Below are 23379 nucleotides of genomic sequence, written 5' to 3'. Positions count from 1 at the left end.
AGCTTGCCAAGTCTGCGGGTACTTCATATAATCTTTCTTCTTCAGGCTCGTAGCTCAGCTGGTTAGAGCACCACCTTGACATGGTGGGGGTCGTTGGTTCGAGTCCAATCGAGCCTACCAACGAAATCGAGGTCGCGGCGGTAGTTTTGCCGAGGCTTCGCATGCAGTAAAAGGCGCTCTGCGCTCAAGGCGACTACGGTTATGACACCGCGAACGTTTACCGAAACTACTTCGGAGCGACGCTAGTCGAGGACCTCTTTCGCCTCTGCAGTCTGGTTTGAAAAGTGAATGCGGCCCCTCGAAAGCGGGGCCGCATTTTTTTTCGCTGCGAAGTTTTCCGCGGTCTGTTCCCACGAACAATACGATGTGCCTTCGCGGCACTTCTGGAGAAAAACATGGTTGCGATACGTCTGCCCGACGGTTCGGTTCGACAGTACGATCATCCCGTCACGGTCGCCGAAGTGGCGGCTTCGATTGGCCCCGGCCTCGCCAAGGCGGCGCTCGGCGGCAAGCTCGACGGCGAACTGGTCGATACGTCGACGCTGATCGATCGCGACGCATCGCTCGCCATCGTCACGGACAAGGATGCCGATGGCCTCGACATCATCCGTCACTCCACGGCGCACTTGCTCGCCTACGCGGTGAAGGAGCTGTATCCGGAAGCCCAGGTCACGATCGGGCCGGTCATCGACAACGGTTTCTACTACGACTTCGCGTACAACCGTCCCTTCACGCCCGAAGATCTCGAAAAGATCGAAAAGCGCATGCAGGAACTGTCGAAGAAGGACGAGCCGGTGTCGCGCCGCGTTGTCACGCGCGGCGAAGCCGTGGACTACTTCAAGAGCATTGGCGAGAAGTACAAGGCCGAGATCATCGAGTCGATTCCGGGCGCGGAAGAGATCAAGCTGTACTCGCACGGCGGCTTCACGGACCTGTGCCGCGGCCCGCACGTGCCGTCCACGGGAAAGCTCAAGGTCTTCAAGCTCATGAAGGTCGCGGGCGCGTACTGGCGCGGCGACTCGAAGAACGAGCAGCTGCAGCGCATCTACGGCACGGCCTGGACGAAGAAGGAAGACCAGGACCAGTACCTCCACATGCTCGAAGAAGCCGAGAAGCGCGACCACCGCAAGCTCGGCAAGCAACTCGACCTGTTCCACATGCAGGACGAGTCGCCGGGCATGGTGTTCTGGCACCCGAAGGGCTGGACGCTCTGGCAACAGGTCGAGCAGTACATGCGCGGCCGCCTGCGCGTGGCCGGCTACGACGAGATCAAGACGCCGATGATCATGGACCGTTCGCTCTGGGAAGCGTCGGGTCACTGGCAGAACTATCGTGAAAACATGTTCACGACGGAGTCGGAAAAGCGCGACTACGCGATCAAGCCGATGAACTGCCCGGGCCACGTTCAGGTGTTCAATCACGGCCTGCGCTCGTATCGCGATCTGCCCCTGCGTTACGCGGAGTTCGGCTCGTGCCACCGCAACGAGGCGTCGGGCGCGCTGCACGGCCTGATGCGCGTGCGCGGCTTCGTCCAGGACGATGCGCACATCTTCTGTACGGAAGATCAGATCATCAGCGAGTCGATCGCCTTCAACACGCTGGCGATGAGCATCTACAAGGATTTCGGGTTCGATCACATCGACATCAAGCTTTCGCTGCGGCCGGATTCGCGCGCGGGGACGGATGAGACGTGGGATCGCGCCGAGCAGGGCCTGCGCGAGGCGCTCACGGCCTGCGGCCTGCAGTGGGAAGAGCTGCCGGGCGAGGGCGCATTCTACGGTCCGAAGGTCGAGTACCACATCAAGGACGCGCTCGGCCGCTCGTGGCAGTGCGGCACGCTGCAGCTCGACATGGTGCTGCCGGAGCGCCTCGGCGCCGAGTACGTGGCCGAAGACAACAGCCGCCGCCGCCCGATCATGCTGCACCGCGCCATTCTCGGTTCGATGGAGCGTTTCCTCGGGATTCTGATCGAGCACCATGCCGGCGCGATGCCGCCGTGGCTCGCTCCGGTGCAGGCCGTTGTGATGAATATCGCGGAAAGTCAGGCCGAATATGCCGCGAATCTGGTCCAATCGTTGCAAAAACAAGGGCTTAGAGTGGTGGGCGATTTGCGCAACGAGAAAATTAGCTATAAAATACGCGAGCACACGCTTGAGAAGGTCCCGTACCTGCTTGTCGTCGGCGACAAGGAGCGTGAAGCACAAACGGTAGCCGTGCGTGCCCGTGGCGGCGTCGATCTGGGTGTCATGCCTGTCGATGCCTTTACAGCGCGTCTTGCGGAAGACGTCAAGACGTTCAGGTAAGCCACTGCGGCAGCGCGGCTCGTTTTTTTAATTTTTAGAGGAAACGTAACATCGCTACGGATAAGTCGCATCGCATCAACGGTGAAATCACTGCACCCGAGGTGCGTCTCGTCGGAATCGAGAACGAGCCGCTCGGCATCGTAAAGCTGGCCGATGCGTTCCGCATGTCGGAACAGCAGGACGTCGATCTGGTTGAAATTGCTCCTCAGGCGGTGCCTCCCGTATGCCGCTTGATGGACTACGGCAAGTTCAAGTACCAGGAATCGAAGAAGCAGCACGAGGCCAAGCTCAAGCAGAAGGTCATCCAGGTCAAGGAAGTCAAATTCCGTCCGGGTACCGATGACGGCGATTACAACGTCAAGCTGCGTAATCTCGTCCGCTTCCTCGAAGATGGCGACAAGACGAAGATCACGTTGCGTTTCCGGGGCCGCGAAATGGCTCACCAGGAAATCGGTATGCGCATGCTCGAGCGCCTGCGCACCGACCTCGATGAAGTCGGTCAGGTCGAGCAAATGCCGAAGATGGAAGGGCGCCAGATGATCATGGTGCTCTCGCCGAAGAAGAAGAAGTAATTGGCGCGCCGCGCGGTTGTTCGATGCGCGGCGGCCGAAAGCAGTTTTCAATGACGTCTTCGACGCTATTGCGTCGAAGGCGGCAAGCAGGTTCCGGAACGGCGCCCGCGCGCTGCACGTGAAGTGCGGCAAACGGGCGTTTTTCCTGAAAGCGGCGGCAAGCTTGTTTTTCAAAAAGCCAGCCAGTCGCCAAAACAAGTGGAGTGGGTTTCGAAGGGCGGAAGTCCCGGCAAGGTGTGTGAACACCGCGCCAACCGCACACCCATGTCCATCAAATAATGGAGTAGTCTGTCATGCCGAAGATGAAGACCAAGAAGAGCGCTGCAAAGCGCTTCGTGGTTCGTCCGGGCGGTACCGTCAAGCGCGGTCAAGCCTTCAAGCGTCACATCCTGACGAAGAAGACCACCAAGAACAAGCGTCATCTGCGTGGTGCAACGGCCGTTCATGATTCCGATCTGAACTCCGTGCGCGCAATGCTGCCGTTCGCGTAATCCTCAACCGATAACTCATAGGAGCGAAACATGCCTCGAGTCAAACGTGGGGTTACCGCACGGGCCCGCCACAAGAAGATCATCAACCTGGCCAAGGGTTACCGCGGCCGTCGCAATAACGTCTACCGCATCGCCAAGCAGGCGGTCATGCGCGCTGGCCAATACGCCTACCGCGATCGCCGCAACAAGAAGCGTGTGTTCCGCGCACTGTGGATCACGCGTATCAACGCGGCGGTGCGTCAGCACGACATGACCTACAGCGTGTTCATCAACGGCCTGAAGAAGGCTTCGATCGAACTCGACCGTAAGGTTCTGGCTGACATGGCTGTGTTCGACAAGGCTGCATTTGCTGCGATCGTCAAGCAGGTGAAGGCCGCCGTCGCTGCCTGATAGCAGGTATTGCGCAGGTTCGTTGCAGCAGCGTCCGGTTGTTTCGGTGATGCTGCAACAAAAACGGGGCTCCTCACCGAGCCCCGTTTTTGTTGGTAATTACGCTTCTTGCGCCGCTTCATGCAGTGCCTTCGCGCCGTCATTACCACGCTCGATCATCGCGGGTCGTGATGGCGCATCGCTGCGCTAAGTCTCAAACTCTGACGCTGAAAAGATGGGATCAATGGATCTGGACCAGATTGTCGCCGACGCGCAAGGCGCGTTCGCTTCCGCCCCCGACGTCAACACGCTTGAAAACGAAAAGGCCCGCTTTCTCGGCAAGTCCGGCGCGCTGACCGAACTGCTCAAGGGTCTCGGCAAGCTCGACGCGGAAACGCGCAAGACCGAAGGCGCGCGCATCAACGCCGTCAAGCAGCAGGTGGAAGCCGCACTCAACGCGCGCCGCCAGGCACTCGCCGACGCGCTCCTGAACCAGCGTCTCGCCGCCGAGGCGATCGACGTCACGCTGCCGGGCCGTGGCACGGGCACGGGCAGCCTGCACCCGGTGATGCAGACGTGGGAACGGGTCGAGCGCATCTTCGGTTCGATCGGCTTCGACGTGGCCGACGGTCCCGAGATCGAAACCGACTGGTACAACTTCACCTCGCTCAACAGCCCGGAAAACCATCCGGCGCGCTCGATGCAGGACACGTTCTACGTGGACGGCAAGGACGCGGATGGCCGTCAGCTGTTGTTGCGCACGCACACGAGTCCGATGCAGGTGCGCTACGCGCGCACGCACACGCCGCCTATCAAGGTGATCGTGCCGGGCCGCACGTATCGCGTGGACAGCGACGCCACGCACTCGCCGATGTTCAACCAGGTCGAAGGCCTGTGGATCGAAGAGAACATCAGCTTCGCTGACCTGAAGGGTGTTTACACCGACTTCCTCAAGAAGTTCTTCGAACGTGACGACATCAAGGTGCGCTTCCGTCCGTCGTACTTCCCGTTCACGGAGCCCTCGGCCGAAATCGACATGATGTTCGAGCAAGGCAAGAACGCCGGCAAGTGGCTCGAGATCTCGGGTTCGGGCCAGGTGCATCCGAGCGTGATCCGCAACATGGGCCTCGACCCGGAGCGCTACATCGGCTTTGCGTTCGGCAGCGGCCTCGAACGCCTGACGATGCTGCGTTATGGCGTGCAGGATCTGCGCCTGTTCTTCGAGGGCGATCTGCGCTTTTTGCGTCAGTTCGCCTGAAACGGCGACGCATTCGCTTGCAGAGCGCGAGGCGGACGCAGCACTGGATGAAGGTGCGCGAGAACCCGCTTCGCGACGGTCACAATCTGTCTGGAACGTAAAACCAAATGCTATTCCCCGAATCCTGGCTGAGAAGCTTTGTCGATCCGAAGCTCACGACCGATGAACTGGCCCACGCGCTCACGATGGCCGGCCTCGAAGTCGAAGGCCTGAGCCCGGCGGCGCCGCCCACCACGAAGATCGTCGTGGGCCGCGTGCTCGAAGTTGTGAAGCACCCGGACGCGGACAAGCTCAACGTCACGCAGGTCGATGCCGGCACCGGCGAGACGCTGCAGATCGTGTGCGGCGCGCCCAATGTCGCGCCGGGCATCAAGGTGCCCGTGGCGCTCGTGGGCGCCGAACTGCCGCCCGCGGAAGAGGGCGGCAAGCCTTTCGCGATCAAGCTCTCGAAGCTGCGCGGCGTGGAAAGCCAGGGCATGCTGTGCTCGGCGCGCGAACTGAAGCTCTCGGAAGACCACAGCGGCCTGATGATCCTGCCGGAAGACACACCGATCGGCCAGGACATCCGCGAAGCGCTGAACCTCGACGACACCATCTTCGAAATCAAGCTCACGCCGAACAAGGCCGATTGCCTTTCGGTGTACGGCATCGCGCGCGAAACCGCTGCGATCACCGGCGCGCCGCTGCAGGCGCCTGTGTATCCGAAGGTCGAAGTGAAGCTCGATGAAAAGCTGCCCGTGACGATCTCGGCGCCGGACCTGTGCGGTCGCTTCTCGGGCCGCGTGATCCGCGGCGCGAACGCGCACGCGAAAACGCCGCTGTGGATGGTCGAGCGCCTCGAGCGCTCGGGCCAGCGCAGCATCTCGGCGCTCGTCGACATCTCGAACTATGTGATGCTCGAACTGGGCCGTCCGTCGCACGTGTTCGATCTCGACAAGATCCACGGTTCGATGGACGTGCGCTGGGGCAAGAAGGGCGAAACGCTCAAGCTGCTCAACGGCAATACGGTCGAAGTCGATGAAACGGTCGGCGTGATCGCCGACAACCGCGAGATCGAAAGCCTTGCAGGCATCATGGGCGGCGACAGCACGGCCGTCACGCTCGACACCACGAACATCTATCTCGAAGCCGCATTCTGGTGGCCGGACAGCATTCGTGGCCGCTCGCGCCGCTACAACTTCTCGACCGATGCAGGCCATCGTTTCGAGCGCGGCGTGGACTGGTCGACGACGGTCGAGCACATCGAGCGCATCACGCAACTGATCCTCGACATCTGCGGCGGCGCAGCCGGCCCGATCGACGATCAAACCGTGAACGTGCCCACGCGCGAGCCGGTGACGATGCGCGTCGCGCGTGCGAACCGCATCATCGGCGTGAAGATCAGTGCCGACGAGATCGCGCAAATCTTCACGCGCCTTGGTCTCACGTTCACGCGCAGCGTGGACAATGCGGGCGACGAGCGCTTCAGCGTGACGCCGCCGCCGTACCGTTTCGACATCGAGATCGAAGAAGACTTGATCGAAGAAGTCGCGCGTATCTATGGCGTCGAAAAGATTCCCGCGCTGCCGCCGGTGGCGCGCAGCGAAATGCGCGCGACCAACGAAACGCGCCGCTCGATTCACGCCATTCGTCACGCGCTTGCCGCGCGCGATTACGCTGAAACGATCAACTTCAGCTTCGTCGACGCCGAGTGGGAGCAGGACTTCGCGGGCAACGCGAATCCCGTGAAGCTGCTGAACCCGATCGCGAGCCAGCTCTCGGTCATGCGCACGACGCTGTTCGGCAGCCTCATCAACGTGCTGCGCCATAACCTGAACCGCCGCGCCGACCGCGTGCGCGTGTTCGAAGCAGGCCGCGTGTTCCTGAACGATCCGTCGATCAAGGCCGGCGAGATGGCGGTGGAAGGTTTCGCACAACCGAAGATGATTGGCGCACTCGCCTACGGTCCCGCGCTCGAAGAGCAGTGGGGCGCGCAAACGCGCGGCGTCGACTTTTTCGACGTGAAGGGCGATCTCGAAGCGCTGTTCGCATCGCTTGGCGCGGCCAAGGCGCCGCGTTTCGTGAAGGCCGAGCACCCGGCGCTGCATCCGGGACGTAGCGCGCGCATCGAAGTCGAAGGCAAGTCGGTGGGCTGGATCGGCGAGCTGCATCCGCGCTGGATGCAGAAGTACGACCTGCCGCACGCACCGATGCTCTTCGAGGTCGAGGCCGACGCACTGATGGCGCGCGAGCTGCCCACGCCTACCGAAGTCTCGAAATTCCCGCCGGTCCGTCGCGACATCGCTCTTGTTGTCGATCAAAAGATCGAGGTGCAAGCACTGCTCGACGAGTTCCAGAAAGGCATGCAAGACGAGGCTTGCCGGATTGTGCAGAGGGTTGCGCTTTTCGATGAATTTCGTGCAAAATCAAATACTTCCGGACTTGGCGCGGACGAGAAAAGCCTTGCCTTCCGGGTGACCCTGCAAGATACTGGCGGAACCCTTCAGGACGAAACGGTCGATGCGGCCATCAAGTCCCTGGTGGATCGCCTGGCTCGAGTGTATGGCGCCCGGTTGCGCGGATAAGCTCCTCGGCTCATCACGTACCGACATCGCTTTCTGGTTTGCGAGGTTGCAGATCAACTTCGCAACCGGAAGCGCGCCATTTCATAGATAGATGAACGAAATGAACTCGAGTGATTTCGAAGCCCTTCTTGCGGCACAGCGTAGCGCCATGATTCGCGACATTCCTGCCTCGTCGGCAAGCGCCACGAACGACACGCCCACGCTGACCAAAGCCGAACTCGCAGAGCTGCTGTTCGACAATGTTGGGCTCAACAAGCGCGAAGCGAAAGACATGGTCGAAGCCTTCTTCGAAGTGATTCGCGACGCGCTGGAAAGCGGCGACAGCGTGAAGCTGTCCGGCTTCGGCAATTTCCAGTTGCGCGACAAGCCGCAACGCCCCGGCCGCAATCCGAAAACGGGTGAGGCGATCCCCATCGCGGCGCGTCGCGTGGTGACGTTCCATGCGAGCCAGAAGCTCAAGGCGCTCGTGGAGAGCGGCGCCGAGGCGAGCTTCCCGCGTTGATGCGTTGAGCTTGTCTGCCCGCGGCGGTGGCAATATGGCGGGCGTGAACGAATAAGTAGAAAGAGCGGACTTCAAGGACCCAGGCGGCGACGCCTCATTGCGCAACCACCACGACGGCAAACCGGCGATGACATCGACAAGCGAAAAGGTCGTCTTGCCTCCCATACCCGCCAAGCGCTACTTCACCATTGGCGAGGTGAGCGAGCTGTGCGGCGTGAAGCCACACGTACTGCGGTATTGGGAGCAGGAGTTCACGCAGTTGAAGCCGGTGAAGCGGCGCGGCAATCGCCGCTATTACCAGCATCACGAGGTATTGCTGATCCGTCGCATTCGCGAACTGCTTTACGAGCAGGGCTTCACGATCAACGGCGCGCGCAATCGGCTTGATTCGCATGGGGCAGCGGCCGACGAAGCCGGGCAGTCGGAAGCCGTGGGTGCGCAAGCTTCTGAAGGCACGACGGCGCTTGTGGACGTCGATCAGTTGCGCAAGGAATTGCTGCATGTGCTCGATGCGCTCGGGCGCTGATGCACGTCTCTGAACGCATGCATGTGAGTCGTTCACGAATTACGTGCGAAGCGGTTCTAATTAGAGAAACTCTCTGTTATACTTTCTAGCTCTCGGGGCGTAGCGCAGCCTGGTAGCGTACCTGCATGGGGTGCAGGTGGTCGGAGGTTCAAATCCTCTCGCCCCGACCAAAGAAATCAAGGACTTACGGTTAATCGCCGTAAGTCCTTTTTTCTTTTCCGACGCCATACCGCCACCATACCGCCACCACGACGTCGGGCACGGTTGAAAACGCTCGGGAGCGCCCGGAAAATGACCTTTCACTTTGTGGGGCGATTATGGGGCGACGGAGAAAGGAAGACCGGGTTAATCCGCTCGCGCTCATTCCAGGCGCGCTGAGCGCAGAGGAGCGCGACGCCTATCGACAGTACGACTTCGAAGCACACTTCAACGCTGTTCGCGATGGCTCGCGCGATGACCCGGATGAAGTGATGCACTGGCTCTTGTACTTCTGCAACGAAGTGACTGCCGGAAAGTATCCGCCGATGTGGCTTCTCGAACATCTGCGCGATATCCACGAAGACTTGCTTGCGGGGATGCCGCAACGCGCCGTGATGCCAATGCGGTGGCTACCAGAATTCAGCCGCGAAGAACTGGTTGGCCGCGAAGCAATGCGGTCGTTCGAACTTGCGAATCACGTTTTCACCCTCTGTACGACGCACCCGGTGATGCCGCTTCAACGGGCGAAACAGCGCGTTGCCGAGATGCATCACGCCTCTTTCAAGACGGTCGACCGTGCATGGCTCGCAAACGTCGGGCGCTTGTGGCTTACAAACCCCGCCGAACACCTCACGAAACCGCGATAACTTAAGGCATACATCGCCCTCCCGGTCTCCAACAATGCGAGTTATACCCGGCATTCGCCGGGGCTTCTCTGGAGACTCGGGACATGTCCGCTCAAAACCGCACATTCCTTGACGCGCGCGAACGCCTTCTTCGCTTGCCCGAAGTCCGGGCGCGGACCGGCATGGGAACGACGACCGTCTATCGCCGCATGGCTGAAGGCACGTTCCCGCGCCCGATTCCGATTGGCGGCAATCGCGTCGCGTGGATCGAATCGCAGATAGACACGTGGATCGCGGCAAGGATCGAAGCCGCCGGAGCCGCGCGCCTTGTCGGAGCCGAAGCCGTGGCGCGTGAAGCGAAAGTGCGCGATGAGCCGCAAACCGCAGTGTGCACAACCGAAGCCGCACCGGCCGCGTCGAAGGCCGTGCGCATCCGCAAGCCCCGCGCGGCGAAGACCACCGCGAAGAGAGCCGGCAAGCGCGCCGCCGCGCGTGACGCTGAAACCGTCTGAGCGGGGTGCGCCATGAATAGCACGCGCTATCGCGACGATCCGGTCGCGGCCCTGTTCAGCATCCCGACGCCACTCGACTACCTGCCGTGGGTGCGCATCCTGACCGCGTTCAAAGCGGCGGGCGGCAGCGAGTTCGCAGCGCGTGAGTGGTCCGAATCCGGCGAGGGGTACAACGAGCGGGTGTTCCGCACCACGTGGCGCTCGATCCGGGCCGAAGGTGGCATCACCGCGCGCACGCTCTACTGGATCGCGGGTGCGAATGGATACCGGTCGGAGCGCGTATGAACGCGCACCCGGAGGCGGAGGCGGAGACCGGCGCGCCGCCCGCGTACCGCAAGGTGTGGGATGCCGGTGCGAACGGTCTCGTGCGCGATCCCTATCTCGACAGCAAGGGCATCACCGCGCCGCAGGTGCTCGCGCGCCTGAAGCTCGTGCACTGGAAAGGCCGTGACTATCTCGCCGTGCCGTATCACTCGGTCACAAACGGTGCACTGCTCGCGGTGCAGCGCATCGAGCGTGCGCCCGACGCGAACGCGAAGTTCGCGAAGGTGCTGCTGCCGGGCAGCACGTGGAAAGGGGCCGCCTTCAACATCGGCGGCGACGAGCCGGCACCGGAGTTCGACGGCCTCGTGCTGGTCGGCGAAGGGCTCGCGACGATGTCCGCGTGCTGGCGCGCCGAGCCGCAATGCGTGGCGCTCGCGGCCGGGCCGGTCAGCAACCTGCGCAATGCGGCGCGTGCGGCTCGGCACCGCTGGCCTCACGCCCGGATCGTTATCGTGTCGGATGCGGGTGTCGAGGACGCGGCGCGCGAGGCGGCGGCAGCGTGCGACGGATGGCTCGCGACGATGCCCGAAGGTTCGCCGCGTGGGTTTGATGCCTGGGATTGCTTACGGGCAAACGGCGACGACCCCGACGAACTGAAGCGCATCGTGCTCGACCGCGCGGTAAAGATCGATCCGCTCAGGGAGGAACGCCATGAAGATCATCGCGAGGCGGGCACTCATGCCCGTGGTGCAGTGAAGCCGCTCGCCGGTATTGCGCCCGAGCGGATCGACTGGCTGTGGCCCGGCTGGATTCCGTTCGCGAAGCTCACACTGTTCGCGGGCATGGGCGGCAGCGCGAAGACGACGACCGGGCTCGACCTTGCGGCGATCGTGACCACGGGCGGCACATGGCCGGATGGCTCGAAGTGCGAACGCGCCCGCGATGTTGTGATATGGACCGGCGAGGACGGCGTGAGCGACACGCTTGTGCCGCGCCTGATGGCGGCCGGTGCCGATATGAACCGGGTATTCCTCGCGATCGGCCGGACCCCGGACGGCGCCGAGGTGCCGTTCGACCCGGCGGTGCATCTGGCGTCACTCGACTGCTCGGGCCGCGATGTCGGGGCGATGCTGATCGATCCGATCATGAACGTGGTGCGCGGCGATGCGAACAAGCCGACCGAAGTGAGACGCGCGCTGCAACCGGTGATCGACCTCGCGCAATCGACCGGGGCTGCCGTGATCGGCATCACGCACTTTTCCAAAAGCTCGAAGGAAGGCTCGCGGCGCGCCGTCGAGCGCGTGATCGGCTCGCAGGCGTGGACAGCCGTCTCGCGGATGACCTACGTGCTCGCGCATAACGAGAAGACCGGTGCGCGCGTGATCGCACGGGCGAAAAGCAACATCGCACCCGAGCACGGCGGCTACGCCTTCCGCACGGTCGAGACAACGGTGGGCGATGGTATCCCGGCGCTGCGCATCGAGTGGGGCAGCTATCTGGACCTGTCCGCCGACGAGATTATCGACTCGGTCGACAGCATGCTCGAAGAAGAAAACTCTGCCCGCACCGAAGCCGAACAGTTTCTTCACGATCTGCTCATCGACGGGCCGCGCCTGTACGGCGACGTGTTCCGGGAGTCGCGCGGCGCGGGCGTGCCGTGGCATGCAATCGAGAAGGCGGCGAAGAAGCTCGACGTGCAGAAGCGCAAGACCGGCGGCACCGGCTCGCCGTGGGCGTGGGCGCTGCCGGGGTAGTCCCTATGCGCGCGCGTGAAGTGGGGTAAAAGTTTGGCCCCTTTGCCTTCTTAGGCTAAGGAGGCAAAGAAGGTAAATAACAGTCACTAAGAAAAGCTTCACCCCTTACTTCGATGAAAGGCCGTGAACCGGCCAAAGGAGGCAACGTGACACCCGGTGAATCCCGTATCTCGCATGCGATCGATCACGTGCTGCTCGCGCTCGATACCGTGAGCGAGTGCCGGGCGCGCTGCCTTCTCGATGTCGACCGTGACGCGCTCACCGTGGCGATCGATTCGCTGCGTGTGGTCCGCGCACTGCTCGAAGACCTTGCGAGCACCGGCATCAAGGGAGACTGACCGTGATCGACGCCCCGGTGCCGCTAAATGGGGCGAGGCCCGCCGCGCAACGTGACCCGGCCGCCGCGCTCGCTGATGACCGGCTCGATGACGATCCGGACGACGCTTTCTGAAGCCCATTCATAGCCGCCGTGCCGCGCACGGCACTTACGCAAGGAGAGTGAAGATGGACGACCAGCAAGACAGGGAAGCCGAAGAATTAGCGGCAATGCGTACGTTTCTGACGCGGATAGCGCCCCGTGCAAACCTCAAGGAATGCCGCGCGATGATGTTTGCGCGCCTCGAACCGGGCCTTGTAGAGGCCATAGCGCAGGTAGAGGCCGCAGCGCAGGCACGGGCCGCAGCGCAGGCGAAGGCCGCAGTGCTGGCCGCAGTGCAGGCAATTGCTGCCCCGGCCGAGCGCAAACGGGGCAATGACAGCGTGGTGCGCTCGCTGCCCGCCGTGAGCTGAACGGCGACCGGGCCGCAAGGTGATCCGCGTGCGGCCCGTTTCGAAGCAGGCATGAAGGAGAGATGCGATGAAGAAGACGACGACGACCGATGTAGCAACAAGCCCCGCACCGATGACCGCGAAGGAGCGCGACGCACTACGCGACGCCGTAAAGCTGCAAATGAAGGTTGCGAGGGCAAACGTCGACGAATACGCCGCCGCGCAAAAGGCGGACATGGAAGGGCAGCTATCGAAGGAATTCACCGCCGAGGACGCGGACCTGGCTGAAATCATGCGGGAGGCCGAGGCCGATATCGGGAAAACCAAAGCGAAGATCGACGCCATGTGCAAGGCGCGCGGCATCCGTCGTTCTTTCGGCCCACAGGCATACGTACATTTCGACTATCGCGGCGAGAATTCCGTGAAAGACCGCCGCGCCGAACTGCGCGGGCTTGGCAATGCCAACATTGACGCCAGGCGCAAGGAGGCTTACCGGAAGATCGAAACATGGGGAGCCGAGGCGCAAATCAAACTCATTGCTGGCGCACTCACGAGCGCCGAGGCGAAGGAGTTTCTGGAGAGCATGCCGACCGTAGAAGCGCTCTTGCCGGGACTCACACTCGCCCAGCTAGACGCGCTCTCGACCAGACCCGGTCTGAGGCTGATTCAAGGGCAGACCGACAACTTGACCGGCACCGGTGACGAATGAACGGCGCGCCGCCGGGCACTGACGACGGGTGAAACGTGACGAATCCCGATGATCCTGTCGAACGCACCACCGCGATGATCCGCGCGTGGTGCGTCGAACACCACGTGCGCACCGCCGCCGATGATGCGGTCTGCGAACGCGACGCGGCGCGGGCACTGCGGTACGCGGACGGCAGCGCGCTGCGCCGGCACCTGATGGAAGGCAAGCCGATGCCGAGATATCGGACGCTCAACGGCCGGCGCTGGTATCGCATCGAAGACCTCGCGGCCTTTCTCGAAGGCGGTTTCCGTGACTGATCGTGCGATCTGTGCGAAGCCGTGATATCGCGTGAGAACGCGCCTTTTCGTGGCTGGTGCTTCGCTCACGCCCGCGCGATGCTGAAGGCCCGATCAACCGGCCCGATACGAAGGAGCCGACATGGATACAGCACGTTATGACGTGGCGCGGGTGTGCCGCGCATATGCTGTCGCACGCGGTGAGCCCGTCAATGCCGCCGCCTATGCACGCGCCCATTACGGCCCCGGCGCGGTGCTGCGCATTCTGGAGAAGGCCGCTTCCGGCGTGCTCGATAGCGGCGCGATCTCGGATGATCCCGACTTCACGACCGCCGGTGCGGCCTTCGTTGCATGGATTCTGAAGCCCGTTTCGCTGATCTCGCAAATCGATGCCGCAAGCCCGTTTTTCCGCGCGCCCTTCCTTGTCAAGACGCTCGCGCAGGATGCCGGATCGACCGGATACTGGACGGCCGAAGGCGCAAAGATCAAAACGAGCGCGGCGGGCTTCGATATCTTCTCGCTCCCGCCGACAAAGTGCGCCGCGCTCACCCTCGCGACGGACGAAGCCGTGCGCCGCCTCGACCCCGGCGCGGACGCGGCGCTTAGCCGTGATCTGGCGCGCGCCGTGGCGCTCGAAGAAGGCCGTGCGTTTGTCGATCCTTCGAATCAGGGCGGCCCGGACAAGCCCGCGAGTGTCACAGCCGGCGTGCCACCCATCGCATCAAGCGGCACCGACCCGGCGAGCATTCAGGCCGATATCGCGGCGATGCTTGCAGCCTACGAAGGCAACCTGCAAACAAGCGTGTGGCTGATGCCGCCGTCGATGTGCGTCGCGCTCGCGGGACTGGGTATGGCGGCCGGCGCGCTCTCGCTCGTGATCGGCTCTTCGTACTTTCAGGGCTTACCTGTGGTCACGCATCCGGGCGTGCCGGACGGCACGCTGATTCTCTGCGATCCTTCGGCTATCGCGCTGTCCGATCCGCGCGTGGTGGTGGCCGATAGCTCGGCTCAGGCAACTATCGAAGTTGAAGATGTCGACAGCAACACGACTCTCTACTCGACGTGGCAACAGAACATGGTCGCACTCCGGTGTCTTGAATACATCCATTGGAGAGTGATGCGCCCCGGCTGCGTGAGCGTGCTCACCGGCCTGATCTTCACCCCGGCGAGCACCGGCAAGACCGCCGCCCGCCGCGCGATCGGAGCATGAACATGAGCGTGCATTCCTTGCCGCGACGGCTCACCGATGCACATCTCGCGCTGTGGACATCGATACTCGAGGAAGCCGCGCCGGCCGCCGCCGATGAGCAACGCTTCAAGGAGCGCGAGCACGGCGAGCCGACACTGATTGAGTCCGACCGCATGCTTGATTGCGCGATCCGGCGCACGCTTCGGAGCCGTGGTCTCGGGCATTGGATCGACGTACCGCAGGAAGGAGCGCAACCATGATCGACCCGAAGAGCGCACGCATGCTGAGCGTGGCGACCGTCGACAATAGCTTTCTCGACACCGTGCGCGATGCCGTTGTGAAGCGCGGACTTCCCTCGAAGCTCGGCACACTCACCAAAGCCGAGCGTGAAGATGCCTTCGTGCGCGGCCTCGTGCGCATGGTGCAACGCGCCGCTCGACACGGCACCTGCGCCGGCGCGTGCGACCTGATCTCCAACCTGCACGGACAGGACGTGCTACTCGTGCGTCTGGTCGACGGCGTGCTGATCGGCCTCGCACTCGATCGCGAGCCGGCCGCCGCGCCGCACACGAACGGCCGCAGCGCACCGGGCACCGCCGACCCGCTGCACGCCTTCGACCTGTTCGAAGCCGGACGGCACGCCGGGCTCGTGTACCGGTGACATCGACGACGGGCGCACGCGGCGAGAGCGGGCGAAGGGTAGCCGGGGGGTATTTTCGGAAAATGTAACGATCGCCGGACACCCCGCACGCCTCATTTTCTTTTCTAAATCCCGACTTTCGCCGAATGCCCGCTGGCCCCATACAGGCGCATAATTCGAAGCGTTTTCATGGGGCCATGACCCGGCTGCAAACCGGCTTGACCGGTGCGCTACCCGGCCGCAACCGGCCGTGCCCCGAAGCCGAAGGGGAACAACGTGACTCATCGCGGACGAAGGTCGACTGTCGAAGAAGCCGAGACCGTTTCTCTTGCACTGGTGGTGCCCGAGCGCATGCGGCCGCCGAAGGCGCTCTCGGCCCCGGCGCGCAAGGTATGGCGTGACGTGTTAGCGGGCTTGCCGGCCGATTTCTACAGTGCCATCGACGCGGCGCTGCTCGGCACCTATTGCGAGACCGTGGCGCTCAATGCCGAAGCCGCACGGCGGCTCGCGGCCGAAGGCGCGCTCATCGAAGCGGACGGCCGGCGCGTGGTGAGCCCGGCCTTCCGTGTCTTCACGACGAGCAGCGCATCGATGATGAGTCTCGCGACGAAGTTGCATCTCGCGCATAGCTCACGGCTCACCCGTGATGCCGCGAGCACGAAGGCAAGCGCATCGGTGACGGCGCGCCGGCCGTGGGCGCGAGACACGAAAGGATAGACCGGACCAGGGCGCGATGCGAATCGAGATTCAGGCATCACGCCACGGTAGGCCGGAATCATCGGATACGCTTCCGGCCTTTTGCAGTAGGTGGGTTCGCGAGCGAGCGAGAAGGCCGAAGGGCAAAGGCACCGCGCGGGGTGCCGGCCGGAAAACCGCGCTTCCTGCTGTGAGGCTTGCACCATGTCACGCGTGAAGTTTGCCCCGTTCGATCGCGACTGGTTCGCGGGCGAGTTTGCCGAAGACCTCGGGCCGCGTCACGTGTCACAGGTAAGCGCCGACATGCTCGGCGCGATCACCGCCCCGACCGGCAAGACGCACTATCGACCCGCGCAACCGGACGCGCAGAAAGGCAAGCCCGCGCCGTCGAAGCCTGCCGTGTCACCTACCGAACGCAAGGCCGAACGGCCAAAGAAGAAGCACGCCCGGCCCGGGTAGGAGCGGCTCGCGCCCTCGTTGGTGTGCTGATATCAACCGGGCCTCGCCGGCCGCTCGTGGGCGATTCTCGTGAGCGTGCGGGCCGGCGTAGTGCCGCACACAATCACCCTCAATGGGGAAGATCAGGATGCCTTCATCGCGGAAGCCAACCTTGAGCGGCGCGATCTCACCCGGCACCCCGCGCGAGCGGAGCGGCGGCCCGGCGCGGTGACGCTCAAACGGCAAGAGCGTGTGACGATCAGCCACATTTCATTATTGAAAGTAAAACGTAAGATAGCCGAAGCTGGAAAGAACTTCTGACTGATTGATTGCTTGACTGGAATTCACCATGAAACGTACCACCCTGATCCTCGCGGCCGCGGTCATCCTCACCGCTACCCCGGCCTTTGCACAGGACGCCGACGCGAACCCATGGTATGTGATCGGCCAGCAGATGCAGCAAACATTGCGCAACACACAGGCGACGCGTGAACAGATATACGAGCAGTCCGCGCAGCACCAGGCGCAGATCCAGCAGCAGGCCTACGAGCAGCAGATGCTGGAGCAGCAGCGCCAGCAGACCGAGTACATGAGGCAGCAGACCGACTACATGCAGCAGCAGCAGGCACTGATGCAGCAGCAGCGCCGCTGCTATGGCGTTGGCTGCTGAGTGGGCGGGCCACCCATGACGACCCCCGCGTCACAGAAAGCCCGCGTCGACGGGCTTTTCTTCGTCTAGCGAAAAGACGCGGCAGGCCCGGAAATCGAGCCGCTGTACCGCTGGCGCGTCCGGGTCAGTGACGCGTGGAAATAAGGGTGACGGACGCGAAGCCGTCAGAAAGGCAAGACCCGGCGCTAGGCCGGGTTTTTTCATGCTGAGTTGACCTTCAGGATTGCCACGTTGTCAGCGTCGGGCCGCAACAGCAGTTCGAGCCGGTCGCCTAGCAAACGCCACGCCTCGCGCTGTTCGTCGGCGTAATCGTATCGCTGATACGTGCGCTTGATGCGGTTTTGCTCGCGATGGTTCAGGCACGCGTCGATGACAACCGGCAGCACGCCTAGACCCTGCATCAGCGTCGCGGCCGAGCGCCGCAAGTCGTGCGGCGACCACGATTCTTCAGCCTCGGGCACAAGCACAAGCGCGTTCGCGAACTTGACCGAACGCTTGGCGTGCGCGGGGCGGTCGAAGAACTTCAGTTGCCGGTCGCCAATCTGTTTCGAAATCGACTTCAGATCAACGTGCGTTTCAGTGCCGTCGCGCTTGCGCGCGGGCAAAAGCCATTCATCGCTGTCGGAAAGCTCTGTCAGGCGGCGCATATGATGCGCGGCGAAGTCGGACAAATAGACCGTGTGTGCGTCGCTGTTCTTCGAATTGCCGGACGGAATCCGCCATTCCCGCTTGTCTAGATCGACGTGCGCCTTCTTTGCCCGGATGACTTCGCCGACGCGAACGGCGGTCGCCAAAATCAGCAAGATCGCGTGTCGCGTCGAATCCTTCAGGTTCGCGTTCTTCAGGGCGACGGGCAGGGCGCGAAGTTCGCGGTCGGAAAGCACGCGGTCGGATTCTTCTTCCGCGCCGCCGACCTTCTTCTTCGTGATTGTCTGAAGGACGTTCACGGCGACAATCTCGCGGTCAACGCACCAGTTCAACATTTGCTTCAGGTCGCCAAGGCAACGGTTGGCAAGCCGGTTCGCACCGCGCGCAATGATGCCGTCAAGGATCGTCATCAGGTCAGCGCGCCGCACGTCCTCCATTGCCTTCGCGCCGACTGCCGGAATGACATCCTTTTGAAAGGCGCGGTCGGTTTCCGCGCCGCCGTCCTTGCGCTTGCTCAAGGCGGCAAGTTTCCATTCGTCATAGCGCTGTTCGAAGGTCGGGCGCGAAAGCACGGCTTCGGCTTCTTCAATCCGGGTTTCGAGCGAAACCTGATTTTCAAGTTTGGCGGCTTCGCGTGCTTCACGCGGATCGACGCCGCTGTTGAGCAATGCGCGCGCATCGGTATGTGTGCGGCGAATGTCCACAAGCTTGACCGTTGGCCATGTGCCGCAACCGAATCGGCGCTTCGCGCCCGCGAACTTGTATTCGAACACATAAGAGACTGTCACGGCACCCGCCTTCGATACGTGCACCTTGCCGACAAGCCCGCCCGGTTCGCGAATGGTTTCACCCTTGCGCGCCGCCGTGATTGCCTCTAGTTCCCTGACCGTATAGACCTTCATCGCTGACCCTCTCTGATTCCGTACCGCCACCCGTACCGCCACCGCTTCGAAAAATCGGCCGGGGATGAACGGGAACGTCTGGAAAGCGAAAAACGCTGTAGAGTGCTGATTATACGGCGATTTGTGTGCTTTGCGGAAAGCTTTGGGAACGTCCGGGAAAATGGGATTAACAAAATGGGGTGCAGGTGGTCGGAGGTTCAAATCCTCTCGCCCCGACCAGGAAATAGAGCCCGCGTAATCGAAAGATTACGCGGGCTTTGTCTTTTGGCGCGACATTGCATGAGCGCCTTCTCGTGACCTGACTACACGAGCGCGATCCTCAAGCTCTTGCCGCAGGCAGCAGCATATTTGCGCAGCGTCGCGAAAGAGGGCGAATGCTTCTCGCTTGCCAGCGACGCCTCGAGGCGCGAGACAGCCGATGTCGTCGTGCCCATGCGTTCGGCAACTTGAGCCTGTGTCAGGCCGGCTTCCTTTCGTGCGGTCAGCAAGACATCCAGTGCCGAGAACTCTTCGTCGAGCGCGTCATAAGCCGACTTGACTTCGGGCTTCGCCAGCAGCGCTTTCACGAACGCCTCGTCATGTGGGACAGGCTGGTATTGTTCGACGCCCTCACGTTTCGGCCAGGACTTAGCCATTTTCTTGGACCTCCTTCATGCGTTTGCGGGCAATGCTCAATTCGGCCTCAGGTGTTTCTCGCGTCTTTTTGACGAACGAGTGCAGCACAACAATCCGGTGGCCGACTTGCGTGCAGTAGAACACACGTCCAATGCCTTCCGGCCCGCGTGGCCGCAGTTCAAACAAGCCGCCACCCATCGCCCTTGAATGTGGCATGCGCAAATCTGCGCCATGCGACTGCATTGCGTTAGCGAGTCGCAGATAGCTGGCAAGAATGCCTGTGGGCAGACGGGCAACCTGACGCCGCGTGGCTTCGTTGTAGTACGTGATTGTCTACATGCCGCGAGAATATTAGCAAATTTGCGAAATTGCGGTGAATTTGCCATAGGATGGCCGTGCGGGCAATGAGCGAGCGCAAGGGTTGGACGATGTGCAGCGTACAACAGGCGAACGGGGCCATTGCCAGACGCACGAATGACACCGCAAGATCCGGCTGTCAATTTTTCTCACATATCGGTGAGAATCCTTCGTTATACGGCGCGTGCCGCTCGCCTTACGATACGCGTACTTCGCGCCGGTGATACGTCGCATCGCGCGCCCGCGCGCAACCCCATACAGCGTCACCTCACATGAACCCGATCGAACTCGTGCAGCTGGTCATCCTCGCCGCCCTATGGGGCGGGTCGTTTCTGTTCATCCGTGTCGGCGTGACCGATTTCGGCGTCGCGCCGCTCATGGCGCTGCGCGTTGGCATCGGCGCGTTGTTCCTTCTGCTCGTGCTGTTCTCGCGGCGCCCTGCACGTGAAGCGCTCGGCACGCTGCGCGAACGCGCATGGCCGCTCTTCGTCGTCGGCATCCTCAATTCGGCCGCGCCGTTCTGCCTCTTCGCATGGGCCGAGCTCACGCTCTCCGCGGGTGTTACGTCCGTGATCAATGCGACCACGCCGCTGTGGGGCGCAGTCGTTGCGTATGTCTGGCTTAAGGATCGCCTGAGCGGGTTGCGTGTGGTCGGGCTGGCAATCGGTTTCGCGGGTGTGCTCGCGCTCGTCTGGGATCAGGTCGTGACGCACGCCGGCGACGGCGCGTCCTCCACGAGTGCCGTACTCGCCGCCCTTGCGGCGCTGGTCGCAGCGGCGCTGTACGGTGTGGCTGCGAGCTACACGAAGCGCCATCTCACGGGCGCCGATCCGCTCACGGTCGCTGCCGGGACGATGACGGGCGCGACTCTCGTGCTCGCGCCTATTGCTTTGGTCACCTGGCCCGCTGCGCCCATTTCGCTGCATGCGTGGGGCGCGGTGCTCGGCCTGGGCGTAGCGTGCACGGGTGTTGCCTATCTGTTGTTCTTCAGGCTGATCGCAGCGGTGGGCCCGGCGCGCGCAATCACGGTGACGTTCGTGATCCCTATCTTCGGCATTCTGTGGGGTGCGCTCTTTCTCGGCGAGCGCGTGTCGATGGGCATGGTCGAAGCGTGCGCGGCGATTCTCGTGGGCACGGCGCTCGCGACTGGCTTCGTGAAGCGCTTGCCGGGCTTCACCGCGCGTCGCAGCGGAGCAGGCGCGGAGCGCTAGCAAGACAGCGCATAGTGCGTTGCGTGCGCTGTGCGCGCCGCGCAGCACACTGCCTTGCGCGCAGGATCTACGAAATCGCGCGGCGACTGGCGTCGCGCGTTTTTCACACCTTCCAGCGTGCTCAAGCCACCACACGCGGCGCGGCTTTGACTTCCTTCTCACGACCGTTGCGCCCAATCGGCAACGTTGCAACAATCATCGCTCCCAGCACGAGCAGCACCGCGGAATAGATGAGCCCCGCCGCATAGCTGTGCGTCGCATCCTTGAGCCAGCCCACGACGAGCGGATTGGCCGCCGAACTGATATTGCCGATCGCATTGATCACCGCGATGCCCACCGCGCGCGCTTGCGGCGTGAACGCCTGATCGGGCGTGGTCCAGAAGATCGACATCGCCGTGTACGACCCCGCCGATGCGAGGCACACGCCGAGCAGCTGCACGAGCGGTGCGCCGCCTTGCGCCGTCAACACGCAGCCAATCCCCGAGAGCAGCATCGGCGCGGCAAGGTGCCATTTGCGTTCCTGGCGCCGGTCCGAGCGGCGGCCCCACGCGATCATCGCGACGATCGTGACGAGCTGCGGAATCGTCGCGACGAGGCCCACGGTGACGTTGCTCGCCCCTGCGCTGAAACCCTTCACGATCAGCGGCGCCCACACGGCGACCATGGCGAGTGTGTTGACGAGGCAGAAGTACGCCGCCGCGAAGCGCAGAACCACCGGCGAGCGCAGTTGCTGCCAAAGGCTGCGTTCGTTCGCTGCGTGCGCCGTGGTCGAAGCGAGCGCGTCGTCGGCCGGCTCGGCGAGCGCGGCTTCGAGCGTGCGTTTTTCCTCCGCGCTGAGCCAGCGCGCGGCGCGCGGCGTGTCATCCAGGTAGAAGAACGCCACGCAGCCGAGCAGCGCGGCCGGCATGCCTTCGAGCACGAAGAGCCATTGCCAGCCGGCCAGTCCTGCACGGCCGTCGAGCTTGAGGATATAGCCCGAGACTGCGGAGCCGAGTGCGGCCGTCACGGGCATGGCGATCATGAAGAGGGCATTCGCCCGCGCGCGCCACGCGCTCGGGAACCAGCAGGTCAGATAGAGCAGCATGCCGGGCAAGAAGCCTGCCTCGGTCACGCCAACCAGCATGCGCAGCCAGTAGAGCGTGGTTGTGTTGGTGGCGAACATCGTCGCGGTGGAGGCGAGACCCCACGCAATCATGATGATGCTGATCCAGCGGCGCGCGCCGATGCGCGCGAGCATGAGATTGCCCGGAACGCCGCACGCGATATAGGCGACGTAGAAGAGGGTGGTGGCGAAGCCGAACTGCGTGCTCGACAGGCCGAGGTCCTTCATCATCGTCAGGCCTGCGAAGCCGATGTTGATGCGATCGAGAAACGACACGACGAACAGCAGGAACAGGAAACCGAGCAAATGGCGCGAGACCTTGCGGGTGACCTGTTCGGTGGCGGCTGCGCAGTTTGACTGCGTTTGCGCGGACGTGTGCGGCACGCACGAAGCATGCCCTTGCGGGATTGGGCTCATGTGTCTCCTCCTAAGCACCGGGACGTGAGCGTGGCAAGGCTTATGGCGTTGTTGTTTGCCGCGAATCACAATTCACGCGGATTATGCGAGGTGCCCGCGCGCCGTCTGTCCTCAATTTGGGTACAGCCGAGCATCAAGCCCTTCATCGAGGCGGGCGTGGGTTTTCACTTTCTCTCGCCTGTACGGCAAACGCCGAGCGCGCGACGTCGACGTCGTTGCAGTTCGGAGTCAGAGCTATTTCCAGTACAACTTCCAGGACGGCCGCGAGCCCGTCGGTGCGCGGGCACGCAACAGGACGCGTGCTAGAATTTTTTTGCATGCCGCCCGTCGCGCGGCGCTAATCCGACAATTCGACGTACTTCCGAGCGCATGGAGGGCCCCATGCCGGCAGGCAGTCAACTGACGCTCTACACGAGCCGCAAACACAAGAAGGGCCACAAGTCCGCGGTCTCCTGGATCATTGACGCCGCGCGTGCGCAGGGTGTCTTCGGCGTGACCGTGCTGGAAGGCTACGAGGGCCTCGACGCCCACGGAAAGATGCATGCCGCTCACTTCTTCGATCTTGCCGACGAGCCCGCTGTGGTGCTGATCGTTGCCGACGAGCCCTCCATCGACGCGCTCCTCGTCACGCTGGAAGCGGGTGGCGTCGAACTCTTCTATACGCGCACGCCAATCGACTACGGCCGTCTCGGCGGTGTCTGACGGGCAGCGTCTTTTCGCGCCGCTGCGCAGGCATTCGGCTGGGGGCCCCCCGTCACGCGAGTTCCGGCCAATTCCCACTACCCGTTACACTGTGGGTATTG

General features: G+C 62.8%; 29 protein-coding genes and 2 tRNA genes. 27 read left to right on the top strand and 4 right to left on the bottom strand.

The window, feature by feature from the left end; all coding sequences use genetic code 11:
• Positions 1-43 precede the first annotated feature (43 nt).
• The 25 genes from U5A58_RS13140 (at position 44) to U5A58_RS13020 (ending at position 17324) form a co-directional block, all read left to right on the top strand.
• A tRNA-Val gene (locus U5A58_RS13140) sits at positions 44-120 on the top strand.
• A gap of 275 nt (positions 121-395) precedes the next feature.
• A complete protein-coding gene (gene thrS / locus U5A58_RS13135; RefSeq protein WP_321934955.1) occupies positions 396-2303 on the top strand; it encodes a threonine--tRNA ligase in 1908 nt (635 codons plus the stop codon).
• Positions 2304-2353: 50 nt separating this feature from the next.
• Positions 2354-2875, top strand: a complete 522-nt coding sequence (infC, locus tag U5A58_RS13130; RefSeq protein ID WP_158759059.1) for a translation initiation factor IF-3 — start codon at positions 2354-2356, stop codon at positions 2873-2875.
• Between the two features lie 293 nt (positions 2876-3168).
• On the top strand, positions 3169-3366 hold the full coding sequence (gene rpmI, locus U5A58_RS13125; RefSeq protein WP_004191477.1) for a 50S ribosomal protein L35: 198 nt from the start codon (positions 3169-3171) through the stop codon (positions 3364-3366).
• A 30-nt stretch (positions 3367-3396) separates the two neighbouring features.
• Entirely contained in the window at positions 3397-3756 is a 360-nt protein-coding gene (gene rplT / locus U5A58_RS13120) for a 50S ribosomal protein L20 (protein WP_004192938.1), read from the top strand.
• 223 nt (positions 3757-3979) lie between these two features.
• A complete protein-coding gene (gene pheS, locus U5A58_RS13115) occupies positions 3980-4993 on the top strand; it encodes a phenylalanine--tRNA ligase subunit alpha (RefSeq protein ID WP_321961733.1) in 1014 nt (337 codons plus the stop codon).
• Positions 4994-5100: 107 nt separating this feature from the next.
• On the top strand, positions 5101-7557 hold the full coding sequence (gene pheT / locus U5A58_RS13110) for a phenylalanine--tRNA ligase subunit beta (protein WP_321961732.1): 2457 nt from the start codon (positions 5101-5103) through the stop codon (positions 7555-7557).
• A 91-nt stretch (positions 7558-7648) separates the two neighbouring features.
• Positions 7649-8059 (top strand): integration host factor subunit alpha, encoded by a 411-nt coding sequence (locus U5A58_RS13105; RefSeq protein ID WP_028204248.1) that lies wholly within the window; start codon positions 7649-7651, stop codon positions 8057-8059.
• A 127-nt stretch (positions 8060-8186) separates the two neighbouring features.
• Positions 8187-8585 carry a MerR family transcriptional regulator gene (locus U5A58_RS13100; RefSeq protein WP_321909087.1) on the top strand — a complete coding sequence of 133 codons (399 nt, stop codon included), beginning with the start codon at positions 8187-8189 and terminating at the stop codon, positions 8583-8585.
• 93 nt (positions 8586-8678) lie between these two features.
• Positions 8679-8755: transfer RNA gene (locus U5A58_RS13095), tRNA-Pro, on the top strand.
• Between the two features lie 354 nt (positions 8756-9109).
• Positions 9110-9430, top strand: coding sequence for a hypothetical protein (locus U5A58_RS13090; RefSeq protein WP_321961731.1), 321 nt, complete (start codon positions 9110-9112; stop codon positions 9428-9430).
• An 83-nt stretch (positions 9431-9513) separates the two neighbouring features.
• Entirely contained in the window at positions 9514-9921 is a 408-nt protein-coding gene (locus tag U5A58_RS13085; RefSeq protein WP_321961730.1) for an AlpA family transcriptional regulator, read from the top strand.
• 12 nt (positions 9922-9933) lie between these two features.
• Positions 9934-10206: a PriCT-2 domain-containing protein gene (locus tag U5A58_RS13080; RefSeq protein WP_321961729.1), complete on the top strand. Its 273-nt coding sequence runs from the start codon at positions 9934-9936 to the stop codon at positions 10204-10206.
• Complete coding sequence (locus U5A58_RS13075) at positions 10203-11939, top strand: AAA family ATPase (protein ID WP_321961728.1); 1737 nt, start codon at positions 10203-10205, stop codon at positions 11937-11939. Before U5A58_RS13080 ends, U5A58_RS13075 begins: the two co-directional genes overlap by 4 nt.
• Before the next feature lie 146 nt (positions 11940-12085).
• Entirely contained in the window at positions 12086-12277 is a 192-nt protein-coding gene (locus tag U5A58_RS13070; RefSeq protein WP_321961727.1) for a hypothetical protein, read from the top strand.
• A gap of 166 nt (positions 12278-12443) precedes the next feature.
• On the top strand, positions 12444-12728 hold the full coding sequence (locus U5A58_RS13065) for a hypothetical protein (RefSeq protein ID WP_321961726.1): 285 nt from the start codon (positions 12444-12446) through the stop codon (positions 12726-12728).
• A 67-nt stretch (positions 12729-12795) separates the two neighbouring features.
• Positions 12796-13416: a hypothetical protein gene (locus U5A58_RS13060; protein WP_321961725.1), complete on the top strand. Its 621-nt coding sequence runs from the start codon at positions 12796-12798 to the stop codon at positions 13414-13416.
• Between the two features lie 35 nt (positions 13417-13451).
• A complete protein-coding gene (locus U5A58_RS13055) occupies positions 13452-13712 on the top strand; it encodes a hypothetical protein (RefSeq protein ID WP_321961724.1) in 261 nt (86 codons plus the stop codon).
• A 121-nt stretch (positions 13713-13833) separates the two neighbouring features.
• Positions 13834-14901 carry a phage major capsid protein gene (locus U5A58_RS13050; RefSeq protein ID WP_321961723.1) on the top strand — a complete coding sequence of 356 codons (1068 nt, stop codon included), beginning with the start codon at positions 13834-13836 and terminating at the stop codon, positions 14899-14901.
• Between the two features lie 2 nt (positions 14902-14903).
• Positions 14904-15140, top strand: coding sequence for a hypothetical protein (locus U5A58_RS13045; protein WP_321961722.1), 237 nt, complete (start codon positions 14904-14906; stop codon positions 15138-15140).
• Positions 15137-15541: a hypothetical protein gene (locus U5A58_RS13040; RefSeq protein ID WP_321961721.1), complete on the top strand. Its 405-nt coding sequence runs from the start codon at positions 15137-15139 to the stop codon at positions 15539-15541. Before U5A58_RS13045 ends, U5A58_RS13040 begins: the two co-directional genes overlap by 4 nt.
• A gap of 255 nt (positions 15542-15796) precedes the next feature.
• Positions 15797-16237: a P27 family phage terminase small subunit gene (locus U5A58_RS13035; RefSeq protein ID WP_321961720.1), complete on the top strand. Its 441-nt coding sequence runs from the start codon at positions 15797-15799 to the stop codon at positions 16235-16237.
• Positions 16238-16420: 183 nt separating this feature from the next.
• Positions 16421-16675: a hypothetical protein gene (locus U5A58_RS13030; protein ID WP_321961719.1), complete on the top strand. Its 255-nt coding sequence runs from the start codon at positions 16421-16423 to the stop codon at positions 16673-16675.
• Positions 16676-16744: 69 nt separating this feature from the next.
• A complete protein-coding gene (locus U5A58_RS13025; RefSeq protein WP_321961718.1) occupies positions 16745-16975 on the top strand; it encodes a hypothetical protein in 231 nt (76 codons plus the stop codon).
• Positions 16976-17003: 28 nt separating this feature from the next.
• Entirely contained in the window at positions 17004-17324 is a 321-nt protein-coding gene (locus tag U5A58_RS13020) for a hypothetical protein (protein WP_321961717.1), read from the top strand.
• 200 nt (positions 17325-17524) lie between these two features.
• Here the strand turns inward: U5A58_RS13020 and U5A58_RS13015 are convergent, their stop codons facing one another.
• The 3 genes from U5A58_RS13015 to U5A58_RS13005 all read right to left on the bottom strand — a co-directional run bounded on the left by U5A58_RS13015 (position 17525) and on the right by U5A58_RS13005 (position 19777).
• Positions 17525-18874: a tyrosine-type recombinase/integrase gene (locus U5A58_RS13015; RefSeq protein WP_321961716.1), complete on the bottom strand. Its 1350-nt coding sequence runs from the start codon at positions 18872-18874 to the stop codon at positions 17525-17527.
• A gap of 302 nt (positions 18875-19176) precedes the next feature.
• Positions 19177-19509: a helix-turn-helix transcriptional regulator gene (locus U5A58_RS13010; protein ID WP_321961715.1), complete on the bottom strand. Its 333-nt coding sequence runs from the start codon at positions 19507-19509 to the stop codon at positions 19177-19179.
• On the bottom strand, positions 19502-19777 hold the full coding sequence (locus U5A58_RS13005) for a type II toxin-antitoxin system RelE/ParE family toxin (RefSeq protein ID WP_415774218.1): 276 nt from the start codon (positions 19775-19777) through the stop codon (positions 19502-19504). The genes U5A58_RS13010 and U5A58_RS13005 overlap by 8 nt, the downstream gene beginning before the upstream one ends.
• Positions 19778-20118: 341 nt before the next feature.
• Between U5A58_RS13005 and U5A58_RS13000 the strand changes: the two genes are divergently transcribed.
• The gene (locus U5A58_RS13000) at positions 20119-21057 is read left to right on the top strand and encodes a DMT family transporter (RefSeq protein WP_321961714.1); all 939 of its coding nucleotides are present in this window, start codon (positions 20119-20121) and stop codon (positions 21055-21057) included.
• Positions 21058-21178: 121 nt separating this feature from the next.
• On the opposite strand, the gene U5A58_RS12995 is transcribed toward U5A58_RS13000, so the two are convergent.
• Positions 21179-22576, bottom strand: coding sequence for an MFS transporter (locus U5A58_RS12995; protein WP_321961713.1), 1398 nt, complete (start codon positions 22574-22576; stop codon positions 21179-21181).
• Between the two features lie 381 nt (positions 22577-22957).
• Between U5A58_RS12995 and U5A58_RS12990 the strand changes: the two genes are divergently transcribed.
• On the top strand, positions 22958-23278 hold the full coding sequence (locus U5A58_RS12990) for a DUF190 domain-containing protein (RefSeq protein ID WP_321909081.1): 321 nt from the start codon (positions 22958-22960) through the stop codon (positions 23276-23278).
• The last annotated feature ends 101 nt before the right edge of the window (positions 23279-23379 follow it).

Source organism: Paraburkholderia sp. J7 (assembly GCF_905220155.1).
GTDB lineage: Bacteria > Pseudomonadota > Gammaproteobacteria > Burkholderiales > Burkholderiaceae > Paraburkholderia.
The sequence above is the reverse complement of the archived record's forward strand: the minus strand, read 5'-3'. Positions and strand labels throughout refer to the sequence as shown.

What these genes read in the sequence shown, in the direction of transcription:
- thrS (WP_321934955.1), top strand. Translation starts at nt 396, where the DNA reads ATGGTTGCGATACGTCTGCCCGACGGTTCGGTTCGACAGTACGATCAT.
- rpmI (WP_004191477.1), top strand. Translation starts at nt 3,169, where the DNA reads ATGCCGAAGATGAAGACCAAGAAGAGCGCTGCAAAGCGCTTCGTGGTT.
- rplT (WP_004192938.1), top strand. Translation starts at nt 3,397, where the DNA reads ATGCCTCGAGTCAAACGTGGGGTTACCGCACGGGCCCGCCACAAGAAG.
- pheS (WP_321961733.1), top strand. Translation starts at nt 3,980, where the DNA reads ATGGATCTGGACCAGATTGTCGCCGACGCGCAAGGCGCGTTCGCTTCC.
- pheT (WP_321961732.1), top strand. Translation starts at nt 5,101, where the DNA reads ATGCTATTCCCCGAATCCTGGCTGAGAAGCTTTGTCGATCCGAAGCTC.
- U5A58_RS13105 (WP_028204248.1), top strand. Translation starts at nt 7,649, where the DNA reads ATGAACGAAATGAACTCGAGTGATTTCGAAGCCCTTCTTGCGGCACAG.
- U5A58_RS13100 (WP_321909087.1), top strand. Translation starts at nt 8,187, where the DNA reads ATGACATCGACAAGCGAAAAGGTCGTCTTGCCTCCCATACCCGCCAAG.
- U5A58_RS13090 (WP_321961731.1), top strand. Translation starts at nt 9,110, where the DNA reads ATGTGGCTTCTCGAACATCTGCGCGATATCCACGAAGACTTGCTTGCG.
- U5A58_RS13085 (WP_321961730.1), top strand. Translation starts at nt 9,514, where the DNA reads ATGTCCGCTCAAAACCGCACATTCCTTGACGCGCGCGAACGCCTTCTT.
- U5A58_RS13080 (WP_321961729.1), top strand. Translation starts at nt 9,934, where the DNA reads ATGAATAGCACGCGCTATCGCGACGATCCGGTCGCGGCCCTGTTCAGC.
- U5A58_RS13075 (WP_321961728.1), top strand. Translation starts at nt 10,203, where the DNA reads ATGAACGCGCACCCGGAGGCGGAGGCGGAGACCGGCGCGCCGCCCGCG.
- U5A58_RS13065 (WP_321961726.1), top strand. Translation starts at nt 12,444, where the DNA reads ATGGACGACCAGCAAGACAGGGAAGCCGAAGAATTAGCGGCAATGCGT.
- U5A58_RS13060 (WP_321961725.1), top strand. Translation starts at nt 12,796, where the DNA reads ATGAAGAAGACGACGACGACCGATGTAGCAACAAGCCCCGCACCGATG.
- U5A58_RS13050 (WP_321961723.1), top strand. Translation starts at nt 13,834, where the DNA reads ATGGATACAGCACGTTATGACGTGGCGCGGGTGTGCCGCGCATATGCT.
- U5A58_RS13045 (WP_321961722.1), top strand. Translation starts at nt 14,904, where the DNA reads ATGAGCGTGCATTCCTTGCCGCGACGGCTCACCGATGCACATCTCGCG.
- U5A58_RS13040 (WP_321961721.1), top strand. Translation starts at nt 15,137, where the DNA reads ATGATCGACCCGAAGAGCGCACGCATGCTGAGCGTGGCGACCGTCGAC.
- U5A58_RS13030 (WP_321961719.1), top strand. Translation starts at nt 16,421, where the DNA reads ATGTCACGCGTGAAGTTTGCCCCGTTCGATCGCGACTGGTTCGCGGGC.
- U5A58_RS13020 (WP_321961717.1), top strand. Translation starts at nt 17,004, where the DNA reads ATGAAACGTACCACCCTGATCCTCGCGGCCGCGGTCATCCTCACCGCT.
- U5A58_RS13015 (WP_321961716.1), bottom strand. Translation starts at nt 18,874, where the DNA reads ATGAAGGTCTATACGGTCAGGGAACTAGAGGCAATCACGGCGGCGCGC.
- U5A58_RS13010 (WP_321961715.1), bottom strand. Translation starts at nt 19,509, where the DNA reads ATGGCTAAGTCCTGGCCGAAACGTGAGGGCGTCGAACAATACCAGCCT.
- U5A58_RS13000 (WP_321961714.1), top strand. Translation starts at nt 20,119, where the DNA reads ATGAACCCGATCGAACTCGTGCAGCTGGTCATCCTCGCCGCCCTATGG.
- U5A58_RS12995 (WP_321961713.1), bottom strand. Translation starts at nt 22,576, where the DNA reads ATGAGCCCAATCCCGCAAGGGCATGCTTCGTGCGTGCCGCACACGTCC.
- U5A58_RS12990 (WP_321909081.1), top strand. Translation starts at nt 22,958, where the DNA reads ATGCCGGCAGGCAGTCAACTGACGCTCTACACGAGCCGCAAACACAAG.